Raw genomic sequence first — 19,122 nt, forward strand, 5'->3', positions numbered from 1 at the left:
CTTACTTTTATCCGTCCTCGTTTTCACTTTCGGCAATGTCTTTACGCAAGTCCAATTTTCTAAATGCAGGAGAAACAATTCCCGTTGTCAATACCGTAACAAGTGTCATTGTACCCCCAAAAACCACGGCTGTTACCGTACCCATTAACCGGGCGGTTAAACCACTTTCAAAGGCACCCAATTCGTTTGAAGAACCTACAAACATAGAATTTACCGAAGCCACACGGCCCCGCATGTGGTCTGGAGTACGGAGCTGAAGAATGGTCTGGCGGATAATCATTGAAATACCATCGAAAACCCCGCTAAAGAACAGCGCCAGTACAGAAACCCAGAACCAAGTTGAAAGTCCGAACACGATAATACAAATCCCAAACCCGAATATGGCGCCCAAAAGCTTCATCCCTGCACTTTTGTTCAACGGAAAATATGCCGAAGTAAACATGGTTATCAAGGCACCTACGGCCGGTGCGGCACGAAGAATACCAAACCCTTGAGAGCCCACATGCAAAATATCCTGTGCAAAAACAGGAAGCAGCGCAACTGCCCCGCCAAAAAGAACGGCAATCATATCCAAGGTAATTGCACCAAGGATTATTTTGGTAGTAAACACAAATTTTACGCCTTCGCGTAAGCTTTTAAATACGTTCTCACCAATTTTAGGGTTTAATATTGGTTTTATGGGAATTTGCAACAGATTGACAAAAGCAATGAGCGAGAAGCCAAAGATAAGGCACATAGACCAATGCACGCCAATCCAATTAATACTAAAACCTGCCAAAGCAGGTCCCAAAACCGCACCCATTTGCCATACCGAACTGCTCCATGTGGCCGCGTTTGGATATACTTTTTTAGGCACGATCAATGAAAATAACGAAAAAATAGTGGGACCTAAAAAGGCACGTACAATACCGCCAAGAAACACTAAAAAATAAATGGCATACAACACCAATTTAGTAGACCATCCGCCCACGACGGTAGGCCAAGTAAGCAAAAACAGGCCTAAACTAATTACAGAAAAACCCAAAATACATTTTATCAACAGGTTCCGCTTTTCCTTTTGGTCAACAATATGGCCGGCAAACAATGCCAGCGAAACCGCCGGGATTACTTCCATGAGCCCAATAATACCCAGTGAAAGCGGGTCTTTGGTAATGCTGTACACTTCCCATTCTATGACCACAAACTGCATGGACCAGGCAAATACCATGGCAAACCTAACAATAAGAAATATATTAAACTCTTTGTAACGTAATGCTGCGTAGGGATCGTTCTTTTTCACAAGTAAAATTGTTAAAGAATATTATAAACATTTTAAAAAATAGCAAAGGTACATATATGAAAAACAATTGAGGATGATCTTTACCCTTAATTTATTTTAAACGGCCGTCTATTTTTTCCAGCAATACTTTACTTTTCTCATTAAACCCTTCCAAAACCGGAATAAAACTTCTATAAATAAGCGCATAATGATACACTACTTTATTTTTATAAATTGGGTCTGCATAAAAGTAATCGTAACTGTTTTTGTCTATTTCCCCATTGAATAATTTTAAAAACCATGGGTATTTGTCGCTCCATTCCTTCATATTGCTCCGTATATCATCATCTATAAAGTTGTGTATCCTGTTTACGTTTTGAATGGATGTAGTATAGAAGTTATTAATTTGGAATACCAAACTGTCTTGATTGGCTTCAGAATAATCGGCATACTCATTTAGGAGGTCGTAGCCCCTCTTATTTATGGTAAACGGATACGAGTTGGTAATTAAATACGGACACGATTTACAATCCATAAATTCTTCTTTTGTATACCCATCGTTCATAATCTTCAAAAAATAAGCCTTTTTATCATTATAAGATTTAAGGATTTTATTTGCTTCAATGGTATCGTTTTTAATATCTTCTGCCACGATGGCCAATATATTGTTTATATTCTTTTTTTGTTTCCGGTCTTCGTTCCAGTTATTAATGGAGACAGCAATTAATATCCCTACCACCACTAAAATTATTTCCCCAAAGGCATATTTAAGGTAATTGACAAGCTTGTCCTTTTTAAGGAATTCTTTCCGTTTGTTTTTGAAGAATTTTATCATTTAAGCGGATTTGTATTTAAAAAAGTCTAAAAAATTACGATAAAAACGAATTGGCAAGTTAAGATATTTCTTATAACCTTAATGCGGGAAAACCAAAAATTAATTACTTGAAAAACATATTCTTATACAAGGTCCAGCGTTGGTTTTACATCGATAAAAAGCAGGATACTTCAGTTGAATTGTATCATTTTAACTTTTTTTTAATAATCTATTTTATGCATACAACCGTAGATATATCAGAATCACTTAAAATAACATTATGAAAAAAACAGCAATAACTTTAATAACGATAGCATTATTGACGTCGTGCGTATCGAAAAAGAAATATGTTGAACTACAGGACCAAAATAGCGAACTTCAAAGTCAGCTACAAAAAAGCCAGGTTGAAAACGAAGAGCTCGAAGGCAAATTTGCCGAAATTCAACAAAGGGTCGATGAGTACAACAATAAAATAAGCAGCCTGACAGAGGAAAACAATAGTCAATTTGTTACTGTTGGCGATGCTGCGGTTATTTCTGAAAACACCAAAAAGGAAATGCGCAAAACTTTGCAAAACGTAGACCCTTCTTTGCTTAGCGGTGCCGAGACCTTAAAAGATTCCATGAATTTGGCCATTTCATACAACCTTCAAAAATCAATGAGCAACAGTAGCCTTAACGAAGATGAAGATATTGCTATCGACATTGATGAAACCGTTGTAATGATTTCCATTTCAGATAAATTACTATTCAATACGGCAAGCTACCGCGTAAGCAACAAGGCCGACGATATCCTTCAAAAATTGGCCGATGTGATTAATTCGGAGCCAAGCATCGAAGTAATGGTAGAAGGACATACCGATGCCAGAAGCATACACAACGCAAAAGTTGAGGACAACTGGGACTTAAGTGTTTTAAGGGCTACTTCGGTTGTTAGAAAATTACAGGACCAGTTTAACGTATCTCCAGAAAAAATGATTGCTTCCGGGAGAGGGGAATTTCAACCGCTTGTAAGCAACGATACCAAAGAAGACAGGGCCAAAAATAGAAGAACACGCATTGTATTGTTACCAAATATAAACAAGTTCTTTGCCCTAATGGCTTCTAATGATTAAGCAATGATGAATTAGAATGAATTAGCACACACTTTAAATTCAAGCGCCTTATTTTTTGATAAATAAGGCGTTTTTTATTTGGAGCCTTTTGGTTTGGAGGGCTTTATGATAAAAGGAGTAAACCAATCCCAGGTAATTCCAACCGAGAACCGGGCGTAACTATCTACAAAACGATAGTTATAATCATCAAACCCGGCCGAAAATTGAGCTATAAACCCTAAATCGGTATCCCATGGAAATAAAATCGCCCTTGATTGCACCCTGTAAGGTTCGGTAGATGGATGTGCCCCAAAATGAACAAAAACATCCTGCCCCACAACATACCTCATTTTGTTCCAATAAGCAGAATATTCATACTTAAATTCCAATTGGTGCCTTCCATAGATATCTATATCTTCTGGATTGTACCCACCAAAATTAAATATGCCCAAAAACCTATCATGATATAATTGATAAGCCAATGTAAAAGAGTGGATGCGATTAGGCCTGTTATTTTTATCAAAATGATTGATACGGTAGTTTATGGACAATCGTGTAAGGTTGGTTGAAAAATTACCACTTTGCCTGTTTAACATTTCAGACAAATCCGTATTATCCGTAATTGTTTTATAAATTTCCTTGCTTTCCTCAGATTCGTCATCATACGCTTCACTAAAGGCGCTTTTAGACTGCCCATTGGAATAATGACCGCTTTCGATAGCTAAAGTTAAAAAGTTGTTTTCTTGGGTTTTAATAATGGGCTGCCATCCAAATAAAATTTTATATGATGGCGTTTTGATAGGCTTGGAGGTCTCGTTGTACATCCTAAGCTGTGGCTGAAAACTTGCATATACAGCATATCCCGGCGTAATGGTATCACTGCTGAGCGCTTTTCTGATATCGTTATAAAAACTGTAATAAACCACTGGTTTGGCATCAAAAAGCATGGTTTCGTATGGGTTATTGCCTACGCCGCCCATAATATAAGGCCGCTCGGCAATTGGATAATATTCCTTAAAATCGGACGCTCTAGTGTAATCTTGAGCCCTTATATAAAAACTTCCGCTAAATAAAAGAAAAACTATAAAATAAATGCGCATTGGGGTATATGGTATATTATAACAAAACTGCTTCTTAAACGTTTTGAAAAGTTATTTAAGAAGCAGTCTTAAAATTAATTTTTGTTATTTATTGGCCGTTACTTTCCAGATAATTCCAGAATCATCATCATTTACCAAGAGTGCACCGTTTGGCGTAACGCTAACATCTACCGGGCGGCCGTATACTTCGGCATCTTCATCACTTTTAATAAAGCCCGTTAAAAAATCTTTTGGCTGTTGTGGTTTCCCGTCTTTAAAAGGAACAAACAAAACCTTGTACCCCGAAAAATTGGCACGGTTCCATGAACCATGTTGCCCTACAAAGGCGCCGTTTTTATATTCTCCCGGAAATTGATCGGCGGTATAAAAAACAAGCCCCAATGAAGCGGTATGGCTTCCCACGGGCACATCGGGAACAATAGCCTTGTTTACCATATCTTGATGTGGGTCTTCTTCCCAACGCTGATCGTTTACAGCCCCATAATAACTATACGGCCAGCCGTACCATCCACCTTTTTTTACACTGGTAATATAATCGGGTACTAAATTATCACCCAGTCCATCGCGTTCGTTTACGGCGGTCCAAAGTTCTCTTGTTACGGGGTTCCAGTCCATCCCAACCGGGTTCCTGATACCACTGGCAAAAACAGCTTTATTACTTCCATCGGGATTTACCGTTAAAATAGCTGCCCGGTTTTCTTCATATTCCATACCATTTTCACCGGCATTGCTGCCAGAACCTACCGAAACAAAAATTTTATCTTTTGCATCATTTGTAATAATGTTCCTGGTCCAATGGTTGTTATAGCCACCAGCTGGTAAATCGGTTATTTTTTCTCCTTCGGAAGTAATTTTATTATCTCCTTCCTTGTATGGAAACCTCATTAAGCCATCGGTGTTGGCTACATAAAAATAACCGTCCAAAACCAGCATTCCAAAATTTTGATGAAGGCCTTCCAGGAAAACATGCCGTTCGTCCACAACATCATCGTTGTTGGTATCCCTTAAAAGTGTAATTTGGTTGGCACTGTCCTTGCCTGTATTTGCTTCTGCAACAAAAATATCTCCGTTGGGGGCTATGTATGTCCATCGCGGGTGTTTTAAACCGTCGGCAAATCTGGTTACGGTAAAGCCTTCGGGTGCCTGTGGCGTTTTGTTTTCGGGCCAGGCTACCACTTTACTGTTTTTAGAAATAGACCGCGTAGCATATGGGGCGGGCAATTCCATACTTCCTATGGCTGTTTTCACGGTTGGGGTACTGTCTTTTACGGCTTCAGTTGTTGCTTCAGAAGCCTCTTTTTTCGGGTTTTGCTTACATGCAAACACCAAGAAGGATAAGCATAAAACACTTATTGTTCTTTTCATAATAAAAAATTTAAGCTTTTACAAATAGTTATACAACCACTAAAGTACAGCTAAAAAGAATAGTTTGAAAATAGGTTCACGAATAATATTTCTTACGGAGCCAAAAGGCAATTCTTACCAATATAATGAGTGCAGGCACTTCTACCAAAGGACCAATTACACCTACAAACGCTTGCCCGGAGTTTAAGCCAAAAATTGCTATTGCAACCGCAATGGCAAGCTCAAAGTTATTGCCGGCGGCAGTAAAGGAAATAGCCGCATTTTTATCATATTCAATCCCCCTAACCTTGCATATAAAAAAGCCTATAAAAAACATGACGATAAAATAACAAATAAGTGGTATTGCTATTAGCATTACATCTCTAGGGATTTTAACTATAAGTGCTCCCTTTAGGGAAAACATAACAACAATAGTAAACAGCAAGGCAATGAGCGTTAGCGGACTTATAAAAGGAATAAATTTTTGTGTGTACCATACTTCTCCTTTAATTTTAGTAAAGATGCTTCTGCTTATTATCCCTGCCAGAAACGGAATGCCCAAATAAATAGCGACACTTTTTGCTATGGTTGCAATAGAAATATTTATAATAGCACCATGCAAACCAAAAAGCGGAGGCAACTTGGTAATAAACAGCCAAGCATAAAAACTATATCCAAATATTTGAAAAATACTGTTAAGTGCTACCAAACCAGCACCATATTCGCTACTCCCCTCTGCCAAATTATTCCATACCAGTACCATTGCTATGCACCTTGCAAGTCCTATAAGAATTAAGCCTACCATATATTCTGGATAGTCTTGCAAAAATAGTATGGCCAAAAAAAACATTAAAAAAGGGCCTATTAACCAATTTAATGCTAAAGAAACGGACAATACTTTTACATCCTTAAAAACTTTGGGCAAAAGTTTATAATTCACCTTTGCCAATGGTGGGTACATCATTAAAATTAAGCCTATTGCAATAGGAATGTTTGTGGTACCGCGATTAAAAGAATTAATATAATTAGGCAACATAGGAAAAAAATACCCTAAAGAAACTCCTAAAATCATGGCGCCAAATATCCAAAAAGTCAGATTTTTATCTAGAAAGCTTAAGGTGCGCTTTTGTATACCGTCTTGAGTCATTACTTGTTAATTTGTGAAAAAACATACCACATTTCCACAGCTATTTGGTTGCTACGTTCCATGTATTTTTTGGCTTGTTCGGGCGAATCATCAAATTCTTTGGGGTCGTTGTACGTAATGGGAATCCTCTTTTCCGCACCAGCAATAAAAGGACACCCGGTATCGGCTTGAGAACATGTCATGATGGCCGCAAAACCATTTTCGGGGTTAAAAACATCGTCGTAACGCTTAGAAAAGCCAATTATAGGATGTTCATTTTCTGCATATTTAATAGCATATACCGGATTTTTACCTTCTGAAAGGGTCTGTATTCGAAACCCTTGCTCTTTTAAAGTTCTTGTCACCATTGGAAACACAGCGGTTGCTTCGGTCCCTCCCGAATAGCAGGCTACTTTTTTAATACCAAAATGATATGCCATGGTTTGTGCCCAAACTTGTGCCAAATGACTTCTGCGTGAATTATGTGTACAAATAAAATTAATTGTAACTCTCTTGTTTTTAGAATAATTAACATTTACATACTCAATTAAAGGTTTAAGTATTTCTTTGCGTTCTTTGGTAACCTCAAGCAGAGTAATTTCAGCAATTTTTTCTTGTAAATTCAAATACATTTGTTAGCTTTTTATTGATTAACAGCAACCTGATTCTGGCGTACAACATGTACTTTTTTCATTTTGAAGGTCGGACAAGGAAACTTTCTTTTTTTGTTGCGGTATGCCACATGCGGCCTTTGCCAAACAATCTGTTTCAGTTCCGGTAAGGACAAAAACATCACCCTCAATATCCAGCCCAAATTTATTGATGGTTTCTCCCTGGTATTCTACTTCAATTTCATGATCCTCCAGTTTTAATACCTTTTCAGATAGTTCAAGAATGTGTATCAATTTTTCTGGGTGCAATCTATGGTTGTAATCATTAGCGCTCCATAATTGAAGTCCAATTCGGCTTTCTTCACGAACGGTTCCTCCACAATCGATAAACTTTTTGTGTATATGCCCTACTTCAGTTACGTGGAAATGTGCGGGTACCAATGACCCGTTTGGTAATTTAAAAGCAATTTGTTCCCTGCTTTGCAATGCTAATTTTAATGCTGATAGTTTCATGGTAATTTTATTATTTATTTATTGCTATATTACGATTAATAGAATCAAATTTTTTAACAACAATTTTTATTTTTTGAAGAAGGATTCTGGGTGATAAACGAAGTAAGTACCTGCTGCATGGATTCCCAATTGGTCTCATCTATGCAATAACAAACACTCGTGCCTTCAATAGTACCTTTAATGAACCCCATGTTTTTAAGTTCTTTTAAATGTTGCGAAATAGTTGGCTGCGCCAAACCTATTTCTTCCACCAAATCTCCACAAATACAGGACTGGGCCTTAAAAAGATGCTCAAGAATTGCCACACGAGCAGGATGCCCTATTACCTTGGCTATTTGTGCAATTTCGTTTTGCTGTTTGGTATATATTTCTGATTTGGTAATTCCCATAACATATAATTTGTTTATTGCAATATTACAATTAATATGATTATCTGGCAAGGAAGTTATCATAAAAAATTTAATCGACACGCAAGGCTAAATAATTTTTGATGTTGCTTGATACAATTAGAAGCGGCCCAACTATTTACTATCGGGGCGTTACCCTTCCTAAATGTCGGGTCGGGCTATCCGTTACAAGTCCTCAACCCCAATGCTCACGCTGGGGTTTGCGGGCTTTCCACTTCTATCCCTAACGCAAAAAAAACAATAGAAACATAGCCGCTCATAATTATAAAATAAATCACTAGGTACTGGCTATAACGAGTCAATAAGTTAATGAGGAAAGGGGTTTTTTAGTATAGAGTTCAGAGTCGAAAGGTTCAAAGTTGCAAAGATTCAAAGTTCACTTAACAAAGATCAACGAGCAAGGTTTCAGTCATGTTTAGGCTCCAACTAATCCCTAACAACAATGGTAAAGGCATAGCTACATAATAACATAACAGCATGACTACGTAGCATCAAAGTATGCGACTTCCCCTTGCGTCGAAGTGACTGTGATTTTGAATAGCTAATGGATAATTGTCAACTGTAAATAGTCAACAACAATTAACTGTTAACAATTAACAATATAACTAATCCCCTATCGCTAACAACACTGAAGGCATAGCTGCATAACAGCATAACAACGTAGCATCTTCACTATTAATATATCTTCTTCAATTACCCAATAACATCAAGTTTTGCAAAGCGGAGAAGCAATTTTTTTATGCCGCCGTTGTCAAATCTTATCTCTGCTTTTTTATCGTTGCCAACACCTTCGATCTTAACGATTTCCCCTTTTCCAAAACGCGAGTGCTCAACTTTGTTGCCCACAACAAGGTCGTCGTCAAATAGGTTGTTGTTTGCCACGGGCTCGCCAATATCGGGTTTAATCTTCCTTAATTTCCTTAGTTTTTCCTCCGATGGCTTATGATGAGAAGGCGGCGTGCCCGCCGAAGGTTTGCGCAAACGGAGTTTGCTTTTATCAACATCGCCAAAAATATCCGAATCTATTAATGGTTTATAACGGTAACCGCTATCCATAGGTGGTGTAAGATGTTCCAAATACGTATCGTCTATCTCTTCGATAAACCTACTGGGTTCTGCATCGATTAATTTCCCCCAGCGGTACCGGCTTTGTGCATGGGTAAGGTAAGCCTGCTTTTCGGCCCTTGTTAATGCAACGTAAAACAAACGGCGCTCTTCTTCTAGTTCGCTCCTGGTGTTCATGCTCATGGCCGACGGAAAAAGGTCTTCTTCCATTCCCACTATAAAAACATAGGGAAACTCAAGTCCTTTTGCCAGGTGAATTGTCATCAAGGCAACCCGGTCGTCGTCCCCGGCGTCTTTGTCCATATCTGTTGCCAAGGCTATATCTTCCATAAACTCGGATAAATCGCCACTGGCATCGGCTAGTTCTTTTTGGCCTTCAACAAAATCCTGGATACCGTTTAGCAGTTCTTCTATGTTTTCCATACGGGCAATTCCCTCTGGAGTTCCATCTTTTTTAAATTCCTGTAACAATCCGGTTTTTTTGGTTACATGCTCTGCCAACACAAAGGCATCGGCAGATTGATTGGTTACCTGAAAACTTTTTATCATGGTTACAAAATCCTCCAGTTTTCGTTTGGTCCCCGAATTAATCTTTAAGTCTATTCTGTTCAGGTTTTCCATTACCTCAAAAATGGACCGCTTGTAATGGTTTGCAGCGATGGTCAGTTTTTGTATGGTTGTTTGTCCTATTCCCCTGGCAGGATAATTAATAACGCGCACCAAGGCTTCTTCGTCTTTCGGGTTTAATATCAACCTTAAATAAGCCAATACATCTTTTATTTCCTTGCGCTGATAAAACGAGAGCCCGCCATAAATTCGGTATGGAATATCTTTTCTGCGCAAGGCATCTTCAATGGACCGTGATTGCGAGTTGGTACGGTACAATACGGCAAAATCACCATCTTTAAGTTGTTCCTGCATTTTGGTCTCAAAAATGGTAGAAGCTACAAAACGGCCTTCTTCGGCATCGGTTACCGAACGATGTACTTTTATGCTGTTTCCATCGTCGTTGGCAGTCCATACGACCTTCTCCAACCGACTTTTATTTTTTTCAATAACCGAATTGGCCGCATTTACAATATTTCTTGTAGACCGGTAATTTTGTTCCAGACGGTACATGGTAACATCGTCATAATCCTTTTGGAAATTAAGAATGTTGTTGATATTTGCCCCGCGGAATGCATAAATACTCTGGGCATCGTCTCCAACTACACAAATGTTTTGGTAACGGTCCGACAATGCTTTTACAATAAGATATTGCGAATGATTGGTATCTTGGTACTCGTCTACCAGAATATACCTGAAACGCTCTTGATATTTCATCAACACTTCCGGGAAACGGTTTAGCAGTTCGTTGGTTTTAAGCAAAAGGTCGTCAAAATCCATTGCCCCGGCCTTAAAACACCGCTCGCAATATTCATTATATATTTCCCCCAGACGTGGTTTTTTTGCCATGGCATCGGCTTCCATAAGCTCGGGGTTGTTAAAATAAGCTTTTACGGTAATCAAGCTATTTTTATAAGAAGAAATCCTGCTTTGTACCTGTTTGTATTTATACACGTCTTTGTCCAGCCCCATTTCCTTGATTATGGAATTAATGAGCCTTTGCGAATCTTGCGTGTCGTAAATGGTAAAATTGCTTGGATATCCCAGCTTATCGGCCTCTATTCGTAATATTTTTGCAAAAACCGAATGAAAAGTCCCCATCCAAAGATTTTTAGCTTCACTATTCCCAACAATATTGGCAATACGTTTTTTCATCTCACGGGCTGCCTTGTTGGTAAAGGTTAACGACAGTATATTAAAAGCATCTACGCCTTGGTTCATCAAATATGCAATTCTATAGGTAAGTACCCTTGTTTTGCCCGAACCGGCACCTGCAATAACCATTAATGCGCCGTCTTTATGCAACACGGGCGCCCGTTGCGCCTCATTCAACTCTGCTAAATACTTTTCCAATGTAGTTTTCTTTTTTTTATTTTGATAATAAAAATATCCGGATGCAAGCCCAAAAATACATTTATCTTTTGGATTAGTCAACAATCAGGGACCGCTCCATAAACATGAACCAAATATTACTTGGCATGTCAATTTAATCAATTAAACGGTATTTTAATGCTGATGCTTTTATTTTTTATAAATGAACTCAACAACAATCATTACGGCCCATATCAAGATCGTAATTTTCCACAAGTAAAACTTATAATAAATCCTTATATTGGGAAAACGTCTGGAAATATAAAGCTCCCCATGATGAATGCCATACTAAATAAAAAAATCCAACCCTAAAATCGAAAATATTACTAATTTTAACCACCAAACGTAAAACAAAATATGAGACAAGGGCTTAAAATATATATACCGCTATTAATCCTATTTACTTTATCTGCACATGTTTTTTCGCAAACTTCGCTCAATAATGATATCGATAATATAGAAAGTAAAGTAATAGAGTGGCGTAGGTATTTTCATGAGCATCCCGAATTGTCCAACCGCGAGTTTAATACTTCAAAAAAAATAGCCGAACACCTTACAAGTCTTGGCATGGAGGTAACCACGGGAATAGCAAAAACAGGTGTCGTTGGCATTTTAAAAGGAAAAAAACCGGGAAAGGTAATTGCTCTTAGGGCCGATATTGATGCCTTGCCCGTTACCGAACGCAACGATTTACCGTTTAAGTCTGTTGTTAAAGATACTTTTTTGGGAAAAGAAACCGGGGTTATGCATGCTTGCGGGCACGATACGCATATTGCCATTATGATGGGCGTAGCAGAAATATTGAGCAAGCACAATGATTTTGCCGGAACCGTTAAGTTTATTTTTCAGCCCGCCGAGGAAGGCCCGCCACCGGGTGAAGAAGGCGGTGCAAAATTAATGATTAAGGAAGGCGTACTAGAAAGTCCAAAAGTAGATGCAATATTCGGGCTCCATATCAACTCTGAAACCCCTGTTGGTACTATTCGTTATAAGCCCGGCGGGATTATGGCGGCAGTAGAACGCTTTGTAATAAACGTAAAAGGCAAACAAACCCACGGTTCGGCACCTTGGAGCGGTGTCGATCCCATATTGATTTCGGCAAAAATAATAGACGGGCTACAAACAATAATAAGCCGCGAAGCCCGATTGGTAGACGAAGCCGCAGTAATTACGGTTGGAAAAATTACCAGCGGTGTACGTTTTAATATCATCCCCGAAACCGCCGAACTTATTGGAACGGTAAGGACTTTGGACCCCGACATGCGCACCCTGATTTTAAAACGGATGAAAGAAATGGTTCCTACAATTGCTAAAGCCTATGGCGGAGAAGCCACCATTGAAATTGAAAATTTTACCGCAGTAACTTATAACGATGAAAAATTGGTCGATAAAATGTTGCCCTCGTTAGAAAAAGTGGCGGGAAAAGAACATGTAGAACTGGTTAAGGCAACTACGGGCGGTGAAGATTTTTCTTTTTTTCAGGAAAAGGTTCCCGGGTTTTATTTCTTTTTGGGCGGAAAGCCGTTAAATGCTACAGAAGCGGCACCACACCATACTCCCGATTTTTATATTGATGAAAGCGGACTCCTGCTTGGGGTCAAGGCTTTTACACAAATAGTAAATGATTATTTAACAGAATAAATGGAAACAATTTTAGATTTTTTGGGAAATATTCCCTGGTGGGGATGGATCCTTATCGTTTTGGTGATTATTGCAATTAGGGATGTTTTTTTTAATAAAAAGCATATTATTACCCATAACTTTCCCGTGGTTGGGCACATTAGGTATATGCTGGAAAGCATAGGTCCGGAATTACGGCAATATATTGTTGCAAATAACCGTGAGGAGCTTCCCTTTAACCGAATTGAAAGAGGTTGGATATACGCTTCTGCAAAAAACGAAAACAATTATGAAGGTTTTGGTACAGACAGGGATATTCATGAATCTCATTATGTCTTTATAAATAATGCCATGATGCCCTTCAAAATAAAAATGGGGCACCCCAATGCCAGTGATCCTTATTTTTTGCCCTGCGCCAAATTAATCGGTGGATACAATAAAAGAAAACGTCCATACAGGCCTGCCTCGGTTATCAATGTATCGGCAATGAGCTTCGGTTCGCTTTCGGCAAGGGCCATAGCTTCTTTAAACAAAGGTTGCTATTTGGCACATGCATACCACAATACCGGCGAGGGCGGCCTTTCTCCCTATCATAAAAAAGGAGCCGATGTTATTTTTCATATCGGTACCGGATATTTTGGCGTTAGGGACGAACAAGGAAATTTTTCATTAGAAAAGCTTAAAGCCTTAGTTAAAGAATATCCACAGGTAAGAGCCATCGAACTAAAACTTTCGCAAGGGGCAAAACCGGGTAAAGGCGGGGTCTTGCCCGCATCTAAAATCACCAAGGAAATAGCCGAGATACGCCATGTTCCAATGGGAAAAGATGTATTGTCGCCACCAAATCATTCGGCTTTTTCCAATGTTGAGGAAATGGTGGAATTTATAGAGCTCCTTGCCCATGAAACCGGCTTGCCCGTTGGAATAAAGGCCGCCGTTGGAAAACTTGACCAATGGAAAGAACTGGCGGAAATCATGAAAAAAACCAATAAAGGCCCCGATTTCATTACCGTAGACGGTGGCGAAGGCGGTACAGGAGCCGCTCCACCGAGTTTTGCCGATCATGTTTCCCTTCCGTGGGTATATTCATTTAGCGATCTGTACAGGGTTTTTAAAGATGCCGAACTAACCGACCGTATCGTATTTATTGGTAGCGGCAAGCTTGGTTTCCCATCAAAAGCGGCAATGGCATTTGCCATGGGTGCCGACCTTATAAATGTTGCCCGGGAAGCCATGTTGAGCATTGGTTGCATACAGGCCAAAGTATGTCATAACAATACATGTCCAAGCGGCGTGGCCACCCAGAACAAGTGGCTGCAATCTGGTATAAACATTGAAGATAAAGCAGAACGCGTGAGTTATTATTTTAAAAACTTTAAAAAAGAACTTATTGAAATAACACATGCCTGCGGTTACGAGCACCCAAGCCAGTTAACCATGGAAGATGTGGACATAAATCTAGGCGACAAAAGTTTAACCCAGCCATTGGCAAATGTATATGGTTATAATAAAGTAAATGTTCCTTTTGAGGGAACAGAAAGTTTATTACATTGCCCACACTTAGGTGGCCATTATACCACAGAAGGTGCCATGGATAAATTTAAAAACAAACAAATACGCTATTAATAACAATCCCCATGAACGAATACAAAATTATGGAACTCTTATTTTATGTATTGCCGGCAGTGGTAACAGGAGCCATTGCATATTATTTTTTTAGCCTTCATACCAAAAACGAGGAAGGGCGCAGGCGCTATTTATTGCACAGGGAAACCGAAAAAACGGCACTCCCCTTGCGTTTACAGGCATACGAACGCATGGCTCTGTTCCTGGAACGCATCAACCCTTCTAAATTACTGCTAAGGGTAGCCCCCGAAAATGCAGATAAAAACCAATATGAAGGACTGTTGATTGCTTCAATTGAAAGTGAATTCGACCATAACCTAGCCCAACAAATATACATTACGGACGAGTGCTGGAACGTTATTAAAACCTCCAAAAACGCCACCATTCAGCTTATAAGAAAAGCCGGAATGAATGCCGAAAATGCCAATAAACTCAGGGAAGAAGTACTTAACGAGCTTATGGAAAAGCAAGCCCCATCGTATACGGCCCTTGGATATATTAAAAAGGAAATACGCGAGCTTATTGGTTAATGTAAATAAACATTCAAAATTATATAAACAGTATTGTTACGTCATTATTTTATGGGATAAAAAATGTATTTAAAGGGTGTAATGAGTTGGTTACAAGCTAAAAATCAAAAGGAACTTAATTTCGAAGATGAATGAAATAATGAAAAAATTTCATTAGTATTTATTAAATATTTGAGTTAAAACTTAGCCAAACAAGAATTCACCAACCTAACCTACCCCTCAATAGCATGTAATGCCAATTGAAGGCACTTTTTATAAGTTTCTTCCAAGTCTAAATTTGTGCTGTCTATTTTAACGGCGTCATTTGCTTCCCTTAATGGGGAATCTTTACGGGTAGAATCAATATGGTCGCGATTTTGAACGTTTTTGAGCACTTCATCATAAATTACGTTATCGCCCCTGTCAATAAGTTCCTTATAGCGGCGTATGGCTCTTTTTTCTGGAGAAGCCGTCATAAAAATTTTCAGCTCGGCATCTGGAAAAACAACGGTACCAATATCACGCCCGTCCATTACCAAACCTTTATGGGCACCCATTCTTTGTTGTTGCTGTACCAATTTTTTCCGCACTTCCGAAACGGCCGCCACCATACTAACCACATTAGAAACCCTTAATGTCCTGATATCTTTCTCAACATTTTTTCCGTTAAGGTGAATATCGGCATTCCCGGTTTGTGGCGTTATTTTAAACAAAAGCTCTATCTCGGGCAGTTTTTCGATTAGCTCCTCCTTTAAAACTTCGTTTTCTTTAATGAGATGATTCTCCAGGCAATATAAGGCTACCGCGCGGTACATGGCGCCAGTGTCTACATAAACATAACCAAGTTTTTTTGCCAGTTTTTTTGCAATGGTACTTTTTCCCGTGGAAGAATAGCCATCGATGGCTATGGTTATTTTTTTCATGTATTTGCTTTTGCCCGGTTAGTTATTGTTGATTGTTCTGTAAAAATAAAAAAATTAGCAAAATTGAACGGTTCTCTAAAATGAGTTTGTTAGTTTTCAAACTATATTGAACGTTGAATTTTGCTAATTTTCATTTAATTATTTATTCAAAAAATAATACCTATAATTTTTTGGCATTTTTTACAGAAACATTGGTTACTGCAATATCGATTACTTCGCTCATTTCCTTTACATAGTGAAAGGTAAGGCCTTTTAGGTATTCTTCTTTAATTTCTTCAATGTCTTTTTTATTGTCTTCGCATAAAATAATTTCTTTTATACGGGCTCTTTTTGCTGCCAATATTTTTTCTTTTATGCCACCAACCGGCAATACTTTGCCCCTAAGTGTGATTTCTCCGGTCATGGCCAAGCTTTTCTTTATTTTTTTCTGGGTAAATAAGGAAACTAAAGAGGTAAGCATGGTTATCCCGGCACTTGGGCCGTCTTTTGGGGTTGCTCCTTCGGGCACGTGGATATGTACGTTGTACTTATCGAACACTTCGGGGTCGATGCCCAGACTATCTGCATTGGACTTTATATATTCCATGGCAATGGTAGCCGATTCTTTCATGACTTTCCCCAAATTTCCGGTAATGGATAAATTTCCTTTTCCTTTGGAAAGAATGGATTCAATAAAAAGAATATCACCACCTACGCTCGTCCAGGCTAAGCCTGTAACCACGCCTGCAATGTCATTGTTTTCGTATTTGTCGCGTTCCAATCTCGGCGGACCTAAAACGTCTTCCACATCTTTGGCCGTAACCTTTATATTGTATGTTTCTTCCATGGCTATGGACTTGGCCGCATAACGTACCATTTTGGCTATTTGTTTTTCCAGCCCCCTTACCCCTGATTCGCGGGTATAGCCTTCCACTATTTTTTCAAGCTCCTTTTTGCCAATTTTTAAATCCTTACCGGTAAGTCCATGTTCTTCCAACTGTTTTGGTAATAAGTGCCTTTTACCAATTTCTACTTTTTCTTCAATGGTATAACCGGTAACGTTGATAATTTCCATCCGGTCCCGTAATGCGGGTTGAATTGGCGACAAATTGTTGGCTGTTGCAATAAACATTACTTTAGATAGATCGTAACCCATTTCCAAGAAGTTGTCGTAAAACTCTTTGTTCTGTTCGGGGTCCAATACTTCCAGCATGGCCGATGAGGGATCGCCACTATGGCTTACCGACAATTTATCGATCTCGTCCAAAATAAATACAGGATTGGAAGTCCCTGCTTTTTTAAGCGATTGGATAATCCTTCCAGGCATGGCACCAATATATGTTTTTCGGTGGCCACGTATCTCTGCTTCGTCCCTTAAGCCACCGAGGGAAATCCTAACATATTCCCTGCCCAAAGCTTCGGCTATGGATTTTCCCAAGGAGGTTTTACCAACTCCCGGAGGTCCATAAAGGCATAAAATGGGCGATTTCATATCGTTTCGCAGCTTTAATACCGCCAAATATTCTATAATTCTTTTTTTAACATCTTCCAGTCCATAATGGTCGTTATCCAAAATTTTCTGTGCACGTTTCAGGTCGAATTTATCCTTTGAGAACTTGTTCCAGGGCAAATCCAAAAACAGGTCAAGATAATTGCGTTGTATTGAATATTCTGCAACTTGCGGATTCATGCGTTGTAACTTGGCCAGCTCTTTCTCGAAATGCTTTTTAATCTTGGCATCCCATTTTTTCTTTTTGGCCTTGATTCGCATTTGTTCAATCTCTTCTTCATAAGAGCCACCGCCAAGTTCTTCCTGGATGGTTTTCATTTGCTGATGAAGGAAATACTCACGCTGTTGCTGATCGAGGTCCGACCGTACTTTTGATTGGATATCGTTACGAAGGGCCAATTTTTGAAACTCAATGTTCATATATTTCAAAGTGGCCATTGCACGCTCCTTTAAATTATTGTTCTCAAGAAGCTTCTGCTTATCGAGTACTTCCAGATTCATATTGGAAGAAATAAAATTGATAAGGAACGAGTTACTTTCAATATTTTTAATGGCAAAAGAAGCTTCCGAAGGAATATTTGGGCTCTCTTTGATAATTTGAAGCGCCAAATCTTTAATAGAATCGATAATCGTGTTAAACTCTTCCCCGTCTTTCTCCGGCTTCACTTCCGGAAGACCTTTAATTTTTGCGGTAAAATAAGGATCGGTAGCTGTTATTTCTTCTATTTTAAAACGCTTTTTCCCTTGAATAATCACTGTTGTGTTCCCATCGGGCATTTTTAATACGCGTAAAATCCTTGCAACGGTCCCGGTAGTGTTTAGGTCGGCCACATCTGGGTCTTCAACGGTGTCGTCTTTTTGAGAGACCACACCTATTACCTTGCTCCCATTTGATGCATCTTTTATTAATTTGATGGATTTGTCCCTTCCTGCGGTTATTGGAATTACCACGCCCGGAAAGAGCACGGTATTTCTCAAGGGCAAAATGGGTAATGTTTCGGGTAAAACCTCATTATTGATTTCCTCTTCGTCTTCGGGAGTCATTAATGGAATCAACTCGGCATCATCATCAATATTTTGCAATGACAAACTGTCAATATTTAAAAATTTGTTGTTACTCATAGTTTTTATAAGTCATTCTGTCACCAATAACAGATTCGTTTATCTTTATTTAAATGATCTATAAGAAGCTTATTTAGCGATATTAACCTCGAAAAATTAAATACTTCTGCTTTAAATCAATCAGTATAGGCAATACCCGTGCCAATATTTAGTTTTAGGTTTTTATTGTGCAGGATACTGGACGGCATAAGGAATTTATAATTGTTATTGGGGAAAAGGGACTAGGGATTTGGTGTTAGTTAGTTATTTGTTAATGGTTAACTGTTAATTGTTGAGTCTTATTGTTGTGTTGTTGATAGTTGATAGTTGATAGTTGATAGTTGATAGTTGATAGTTGATAGTTGATAGTTGATAGTTGATAGTTGATAGTTGATAGTTGATAGTTGATAGTTGATAGTTGATAGGAATTTAAAAAAATAGCTTGAAACCTGAAACTTGGAAAATCAGAAATATTAAAAAGTACCCGATTAAGGATAAAATTTTAGATTAAAAAAGTTCCTTATTAGGAAATCTAAACTAATTTTA

The 19,122-nt window shown here is 38.7% G+C and carries 15 protein-coding genes; 4 read left to right on the top strand and 11 right to left on the bottom strand.

Going from position 1 to position 19,122, the window contains the following annotated elements; all coding sequences use genetic code 11:
• Positions 1-7 precede the first annotated feature (7 nt).
• Entirely contained in the window at positions 8-1,279 is a 1,272-nt protein-coding gene (locus UXI14_RS10730) for an MFS transporter (protein WP_335966139.1), read from the bottom strand.
• Between the two features lie 91 nt (positions 1,280-1,370).
• Positions 1,371-2,093 (bottom strand): DUF6090 family protein, encoded by a 723-nt coding sequence (locus UXI14_RS10735; protein ID WP_277899205.1) that lies wholly within the window; start codon positions 2,091-2,093, stop codon positions 1,371-1,373.
• Positions 2,094-2,352: 259 nt separating this feature from the next.
• On the opposite strand from UXI14_RS10735, the gene UXI14_RS10740 reads away from it, so the two are divergent.
• Complete coding sequence (locus tag UXI14_RS10740; RefSeq protein WP_277899204.1) at positions 2,353-3,186, top strand: flagellar motor protein MotB; 834 nt, start codon at positions 2,353-2,355, stop codon at positions 3,184-3,186.
• 74 nt (positions 3,187-3,260) lie between these two features.
• Here UXI14_RS10740 and UXI14_RS10745 read toward each other — a convergent pair whose 3' ends face one another.
• From UXI14_RS10745 to UXI14_RS10775, 7 genes are all read right to left on the bottom strand, one after another.
• Positions 3,261-4,265 carry a hypothetical protein gene (locus UXI14_RS10745; protein WP_335966140.1) on the bottom strand — a complete coding sequence of 335 codons (1,005 nt, stop codon included), beginning with the start codon at positions 4,263-4,265 and terminating at the stop codon, positions 3,261-3,263.
• Positions 4,266-4,349: 84 nt separating this feature from the next.
• Positions 4,350-5,630: a sorbosone dehydrogenase family protein gene (locus UXI14_RS10750; RefSeq protein WP_335966141.1), complete on the bottom strand. Its 1,281-nt coding sequence runs from the start codon at positions 5,628-5,630 to the stop codon at positions 4,350-4,352.
• 76 nt (positions 5,631-5,706) lie between these two features.
• Positions 5,707-6,756, bottom strand: coding sequence for an ACR3 family arsenite efflux transporter (arsB, locus tag UXI14_RS10755; RefSeq protein ID WP_335966142.1), 1,050 nt, complete (start codon positions 6,754-6,756; stop codon positions 5,707-5,709).
• The gene (locus UXI14_RS10760) at positions 6,756-7,367 is read right to left on the bottom strand and encodes a protein-tyrosine-phosphatase (protein WP_335966143.1); all 612 of its coding nucleotides are present in this window, start codon (positions 7,365-7,367) and stop codon (positions 6,756-6,758) included. The genes arsB and UXI14_RS10760 overlap by 1 nt, the downstream gene beginning before the upstream one ends.
• Before the next feature lie 18 nt (positions 7,368-7,385).
• Positions 7,386-7,859 carry a DUF6428 family protein gene (locus tag UXI14_RS10765; RefSeq protein ID WP_335966144.1) on the bottom strand — a complete coding sequence of 158 codons (474 nt, stop codon included), beginning with the start codon at positions 7,857-7,859 and terminating at the stop codon, positions 7,386-7,388.
• A 53-nt stretch (positions 7,860-7,912) separates the two neighbouring features.
• Positions 7,913-8,248, bottom strand: coding sequence for a metalloregulator ArsR/SmtB family transcription factor (locus tag UXI14_RS10770; RefSeq protein WP_277899198.1), 336 nt, complete (start codon positions 8,246-8,248; stop codon positions 7,913-7,915).
• 711 nt (positions 8,249-8,959) lie between these two features.
• Complete coding sequence (locus UXI14_RS10775; RefSeq protein ID WP_277899197.1) at positions 8,960-11,290, bottom strand: UvrD-helicase domain-containing protein; 2,331 nt, start codon at positions 11,288-11,290, stop codon at positions 8,960-8,962.
• A 375-nt stretch (positions 11,291-11,665) separates the two neighbouring features.
• Between UXI14_RS10775 and UXI14_RS10780 the strand changes: the two genes are divergently transcribed.
• The 3 genes from UXI14_RS10780 to UXI14_RS10790 are packed head-to-tail and all read left to right on the top strand — an operon-like array spanning position 11,666 to position 15,084.
• The gene (locus UXI14_RS10780; protein ID WP_335966146.1) at positions 11,666-12,949 is read left to right on the top strand and encodes an amidohydrolase; all 1,284 of its coding nucleotides are present in this window, start codon (positions 11,666-11,668) and stop codon (positions 12,947-12,949) included.
• Positions 12,950-14,554: an FMN-binding glutamate synthase family protein gene (locus UXI14_RS10785; protein ID WP_335966147.1), complete on the top strand. Its 1,605-nt coding sequence runs from the start codon at positions 12,950-12,952 to the stop codon at positions 14,552-14,554.
• A gap of 11 nt (positions 14,555-14,565) precedes the next feature.
• Entirely contained in the window at positions 14,566-15,084 is a 519-nt protein-coding gene (locus UXI14_RS10790; protein ID WP_335966148.1) for a hypothetical protein, read from the top strand.
• Between the two features lie 212 nt (positions 15,085-15,296).
• On the opposite strand, the gene cmk is transcribed toward UXI14_RS10790, so the two are convergent.
• Both cmk and lon read right to left on the bottom strand, forming a co-directional pair.
• Positions 15,297-15,986, bottom strand: coding sequence for a (d)CMP kinase (cmk, locus tag UXI14_RS10795; protein WP_277899193.1), 690 nt, complete (start codon positions 15,984-15,986; stop codon positions 15,297-15,299).
• Between the two features lie 160 nt (positions 15,987-16,146).
• Positions 16,147-18,597, bottom strand: a complete 2,451-nt coding sequence (lon, locus tag UXI14_RS10800; protein WP_335966149.1) for an endopeptidase La — start codon at positions 18,595-18,597, stop codon at positions 16,147-16,149.
• Positions 18,598-19,122 lie beyond the last annotated feature (525 nt).

The sequence above is a fragment of the Galbibacter sp. PAP.153 genome, from assembly GCF_037029175.1.
Classification (GTDB): Bacteria; Bacteroidota; Bacteroidia; order Flavobacteriales; family Flavobacteriaceae; genus Galbibacter; species Galbibacter pacificus.

Excerpts from the sequence above, each read along its gene's own strand:
- UXI14_RS10735 (WP_277899205.1), bottom strand. The coding sequence starts at position 2,093 with ATGATAAAATTCTTCAAAAACAAACGGAAAGAATTCCTTAAAAAGGAC.
- UXI14_RS10740 (WP_277899204.1), top strand. The coding sequence starts at position 2,353 with ATGAAAAAAACAGCAATAACTTTAATAACGATAGCATTATTGACGTCG.
- UXI14_RS10745 (WP_335966140.1), bottom strand. The coding sequence starts at position 4,265 with ATGCGCATTTATTTTATAGTTTTTCTTTTATTTAGCGGAAGTTTTTAT.
- UXI14_RS10750 (WP_335966141.1), bottom strand. The coding sequence starts at position 5,630 with ATGAAAAGAACAATAAGTGTTTTATGCTTATCCTTCTTGGTGTTTGCA.
- arsB (WP_335966142.1), bottom strand. The coding sequence starts at position 6,756 with ATGACTCAAGACGGTATACAAAAGCGCACCTTAAGCTTTCTAGATAAA.
- UXI14_RS10760 (WP_335966143.1), bottom strand. The coding sequence starts at position 7,367 with ATGTATTTGAATTTACAAGAAAAAATTGCTGAAATTACTCTGCTTGAG.
- UXI14_RS10765 (WP_335966144.1), bottom strand. The coding sequence starts at position 7,859 with ATGAAACTATCAGCATTAAAATTAGCATTGCAAAGCAGGGAACAAATT.
- UXI14_RS10770 (WP_277899198.1), bottom strand. The coding sequence starts at position 8,248 with ATGGGAATTACCAAATCAGAAATATATACCAAACAGCAAAACGAAATT.
- UXI14_RS10780 (WP_335966146.1), top strand. The coding sequence starts at position 11,666 with ATGAGACAAGGGCTTAAAATATATATACCGCTATTAATCCTATTTACT.
- UXI14_RS10785 (WP_335966147.1), top strand. The coding sequence starts at position 12,950 with ATGGAAACAATTTTAGATTTTTTGGGAAATATTCCCTGGTGGGGATGG.
- UXI14_RS10790 (WP_335966148.1), top strand. The coding sequence starts at position 14,566 with ATGAACGAATACAAAATTATGGAACTCTTATTTTATGTATTGCCGGCA.
- cmk (WP_277899193.1), bottom strand. The coding sequence starts at position 15,986 with ATGAAAAAAATAACCATAGCCATCGATGGCTATTCTTCCACGGGAAAA.
- lon (WP_335966149.1), bottom strand. The coding sequence starts at position 18,597 with ATGAGTAACAACAAATTTTTAAATATTGACAGTTTGTCATTGCAAAAT.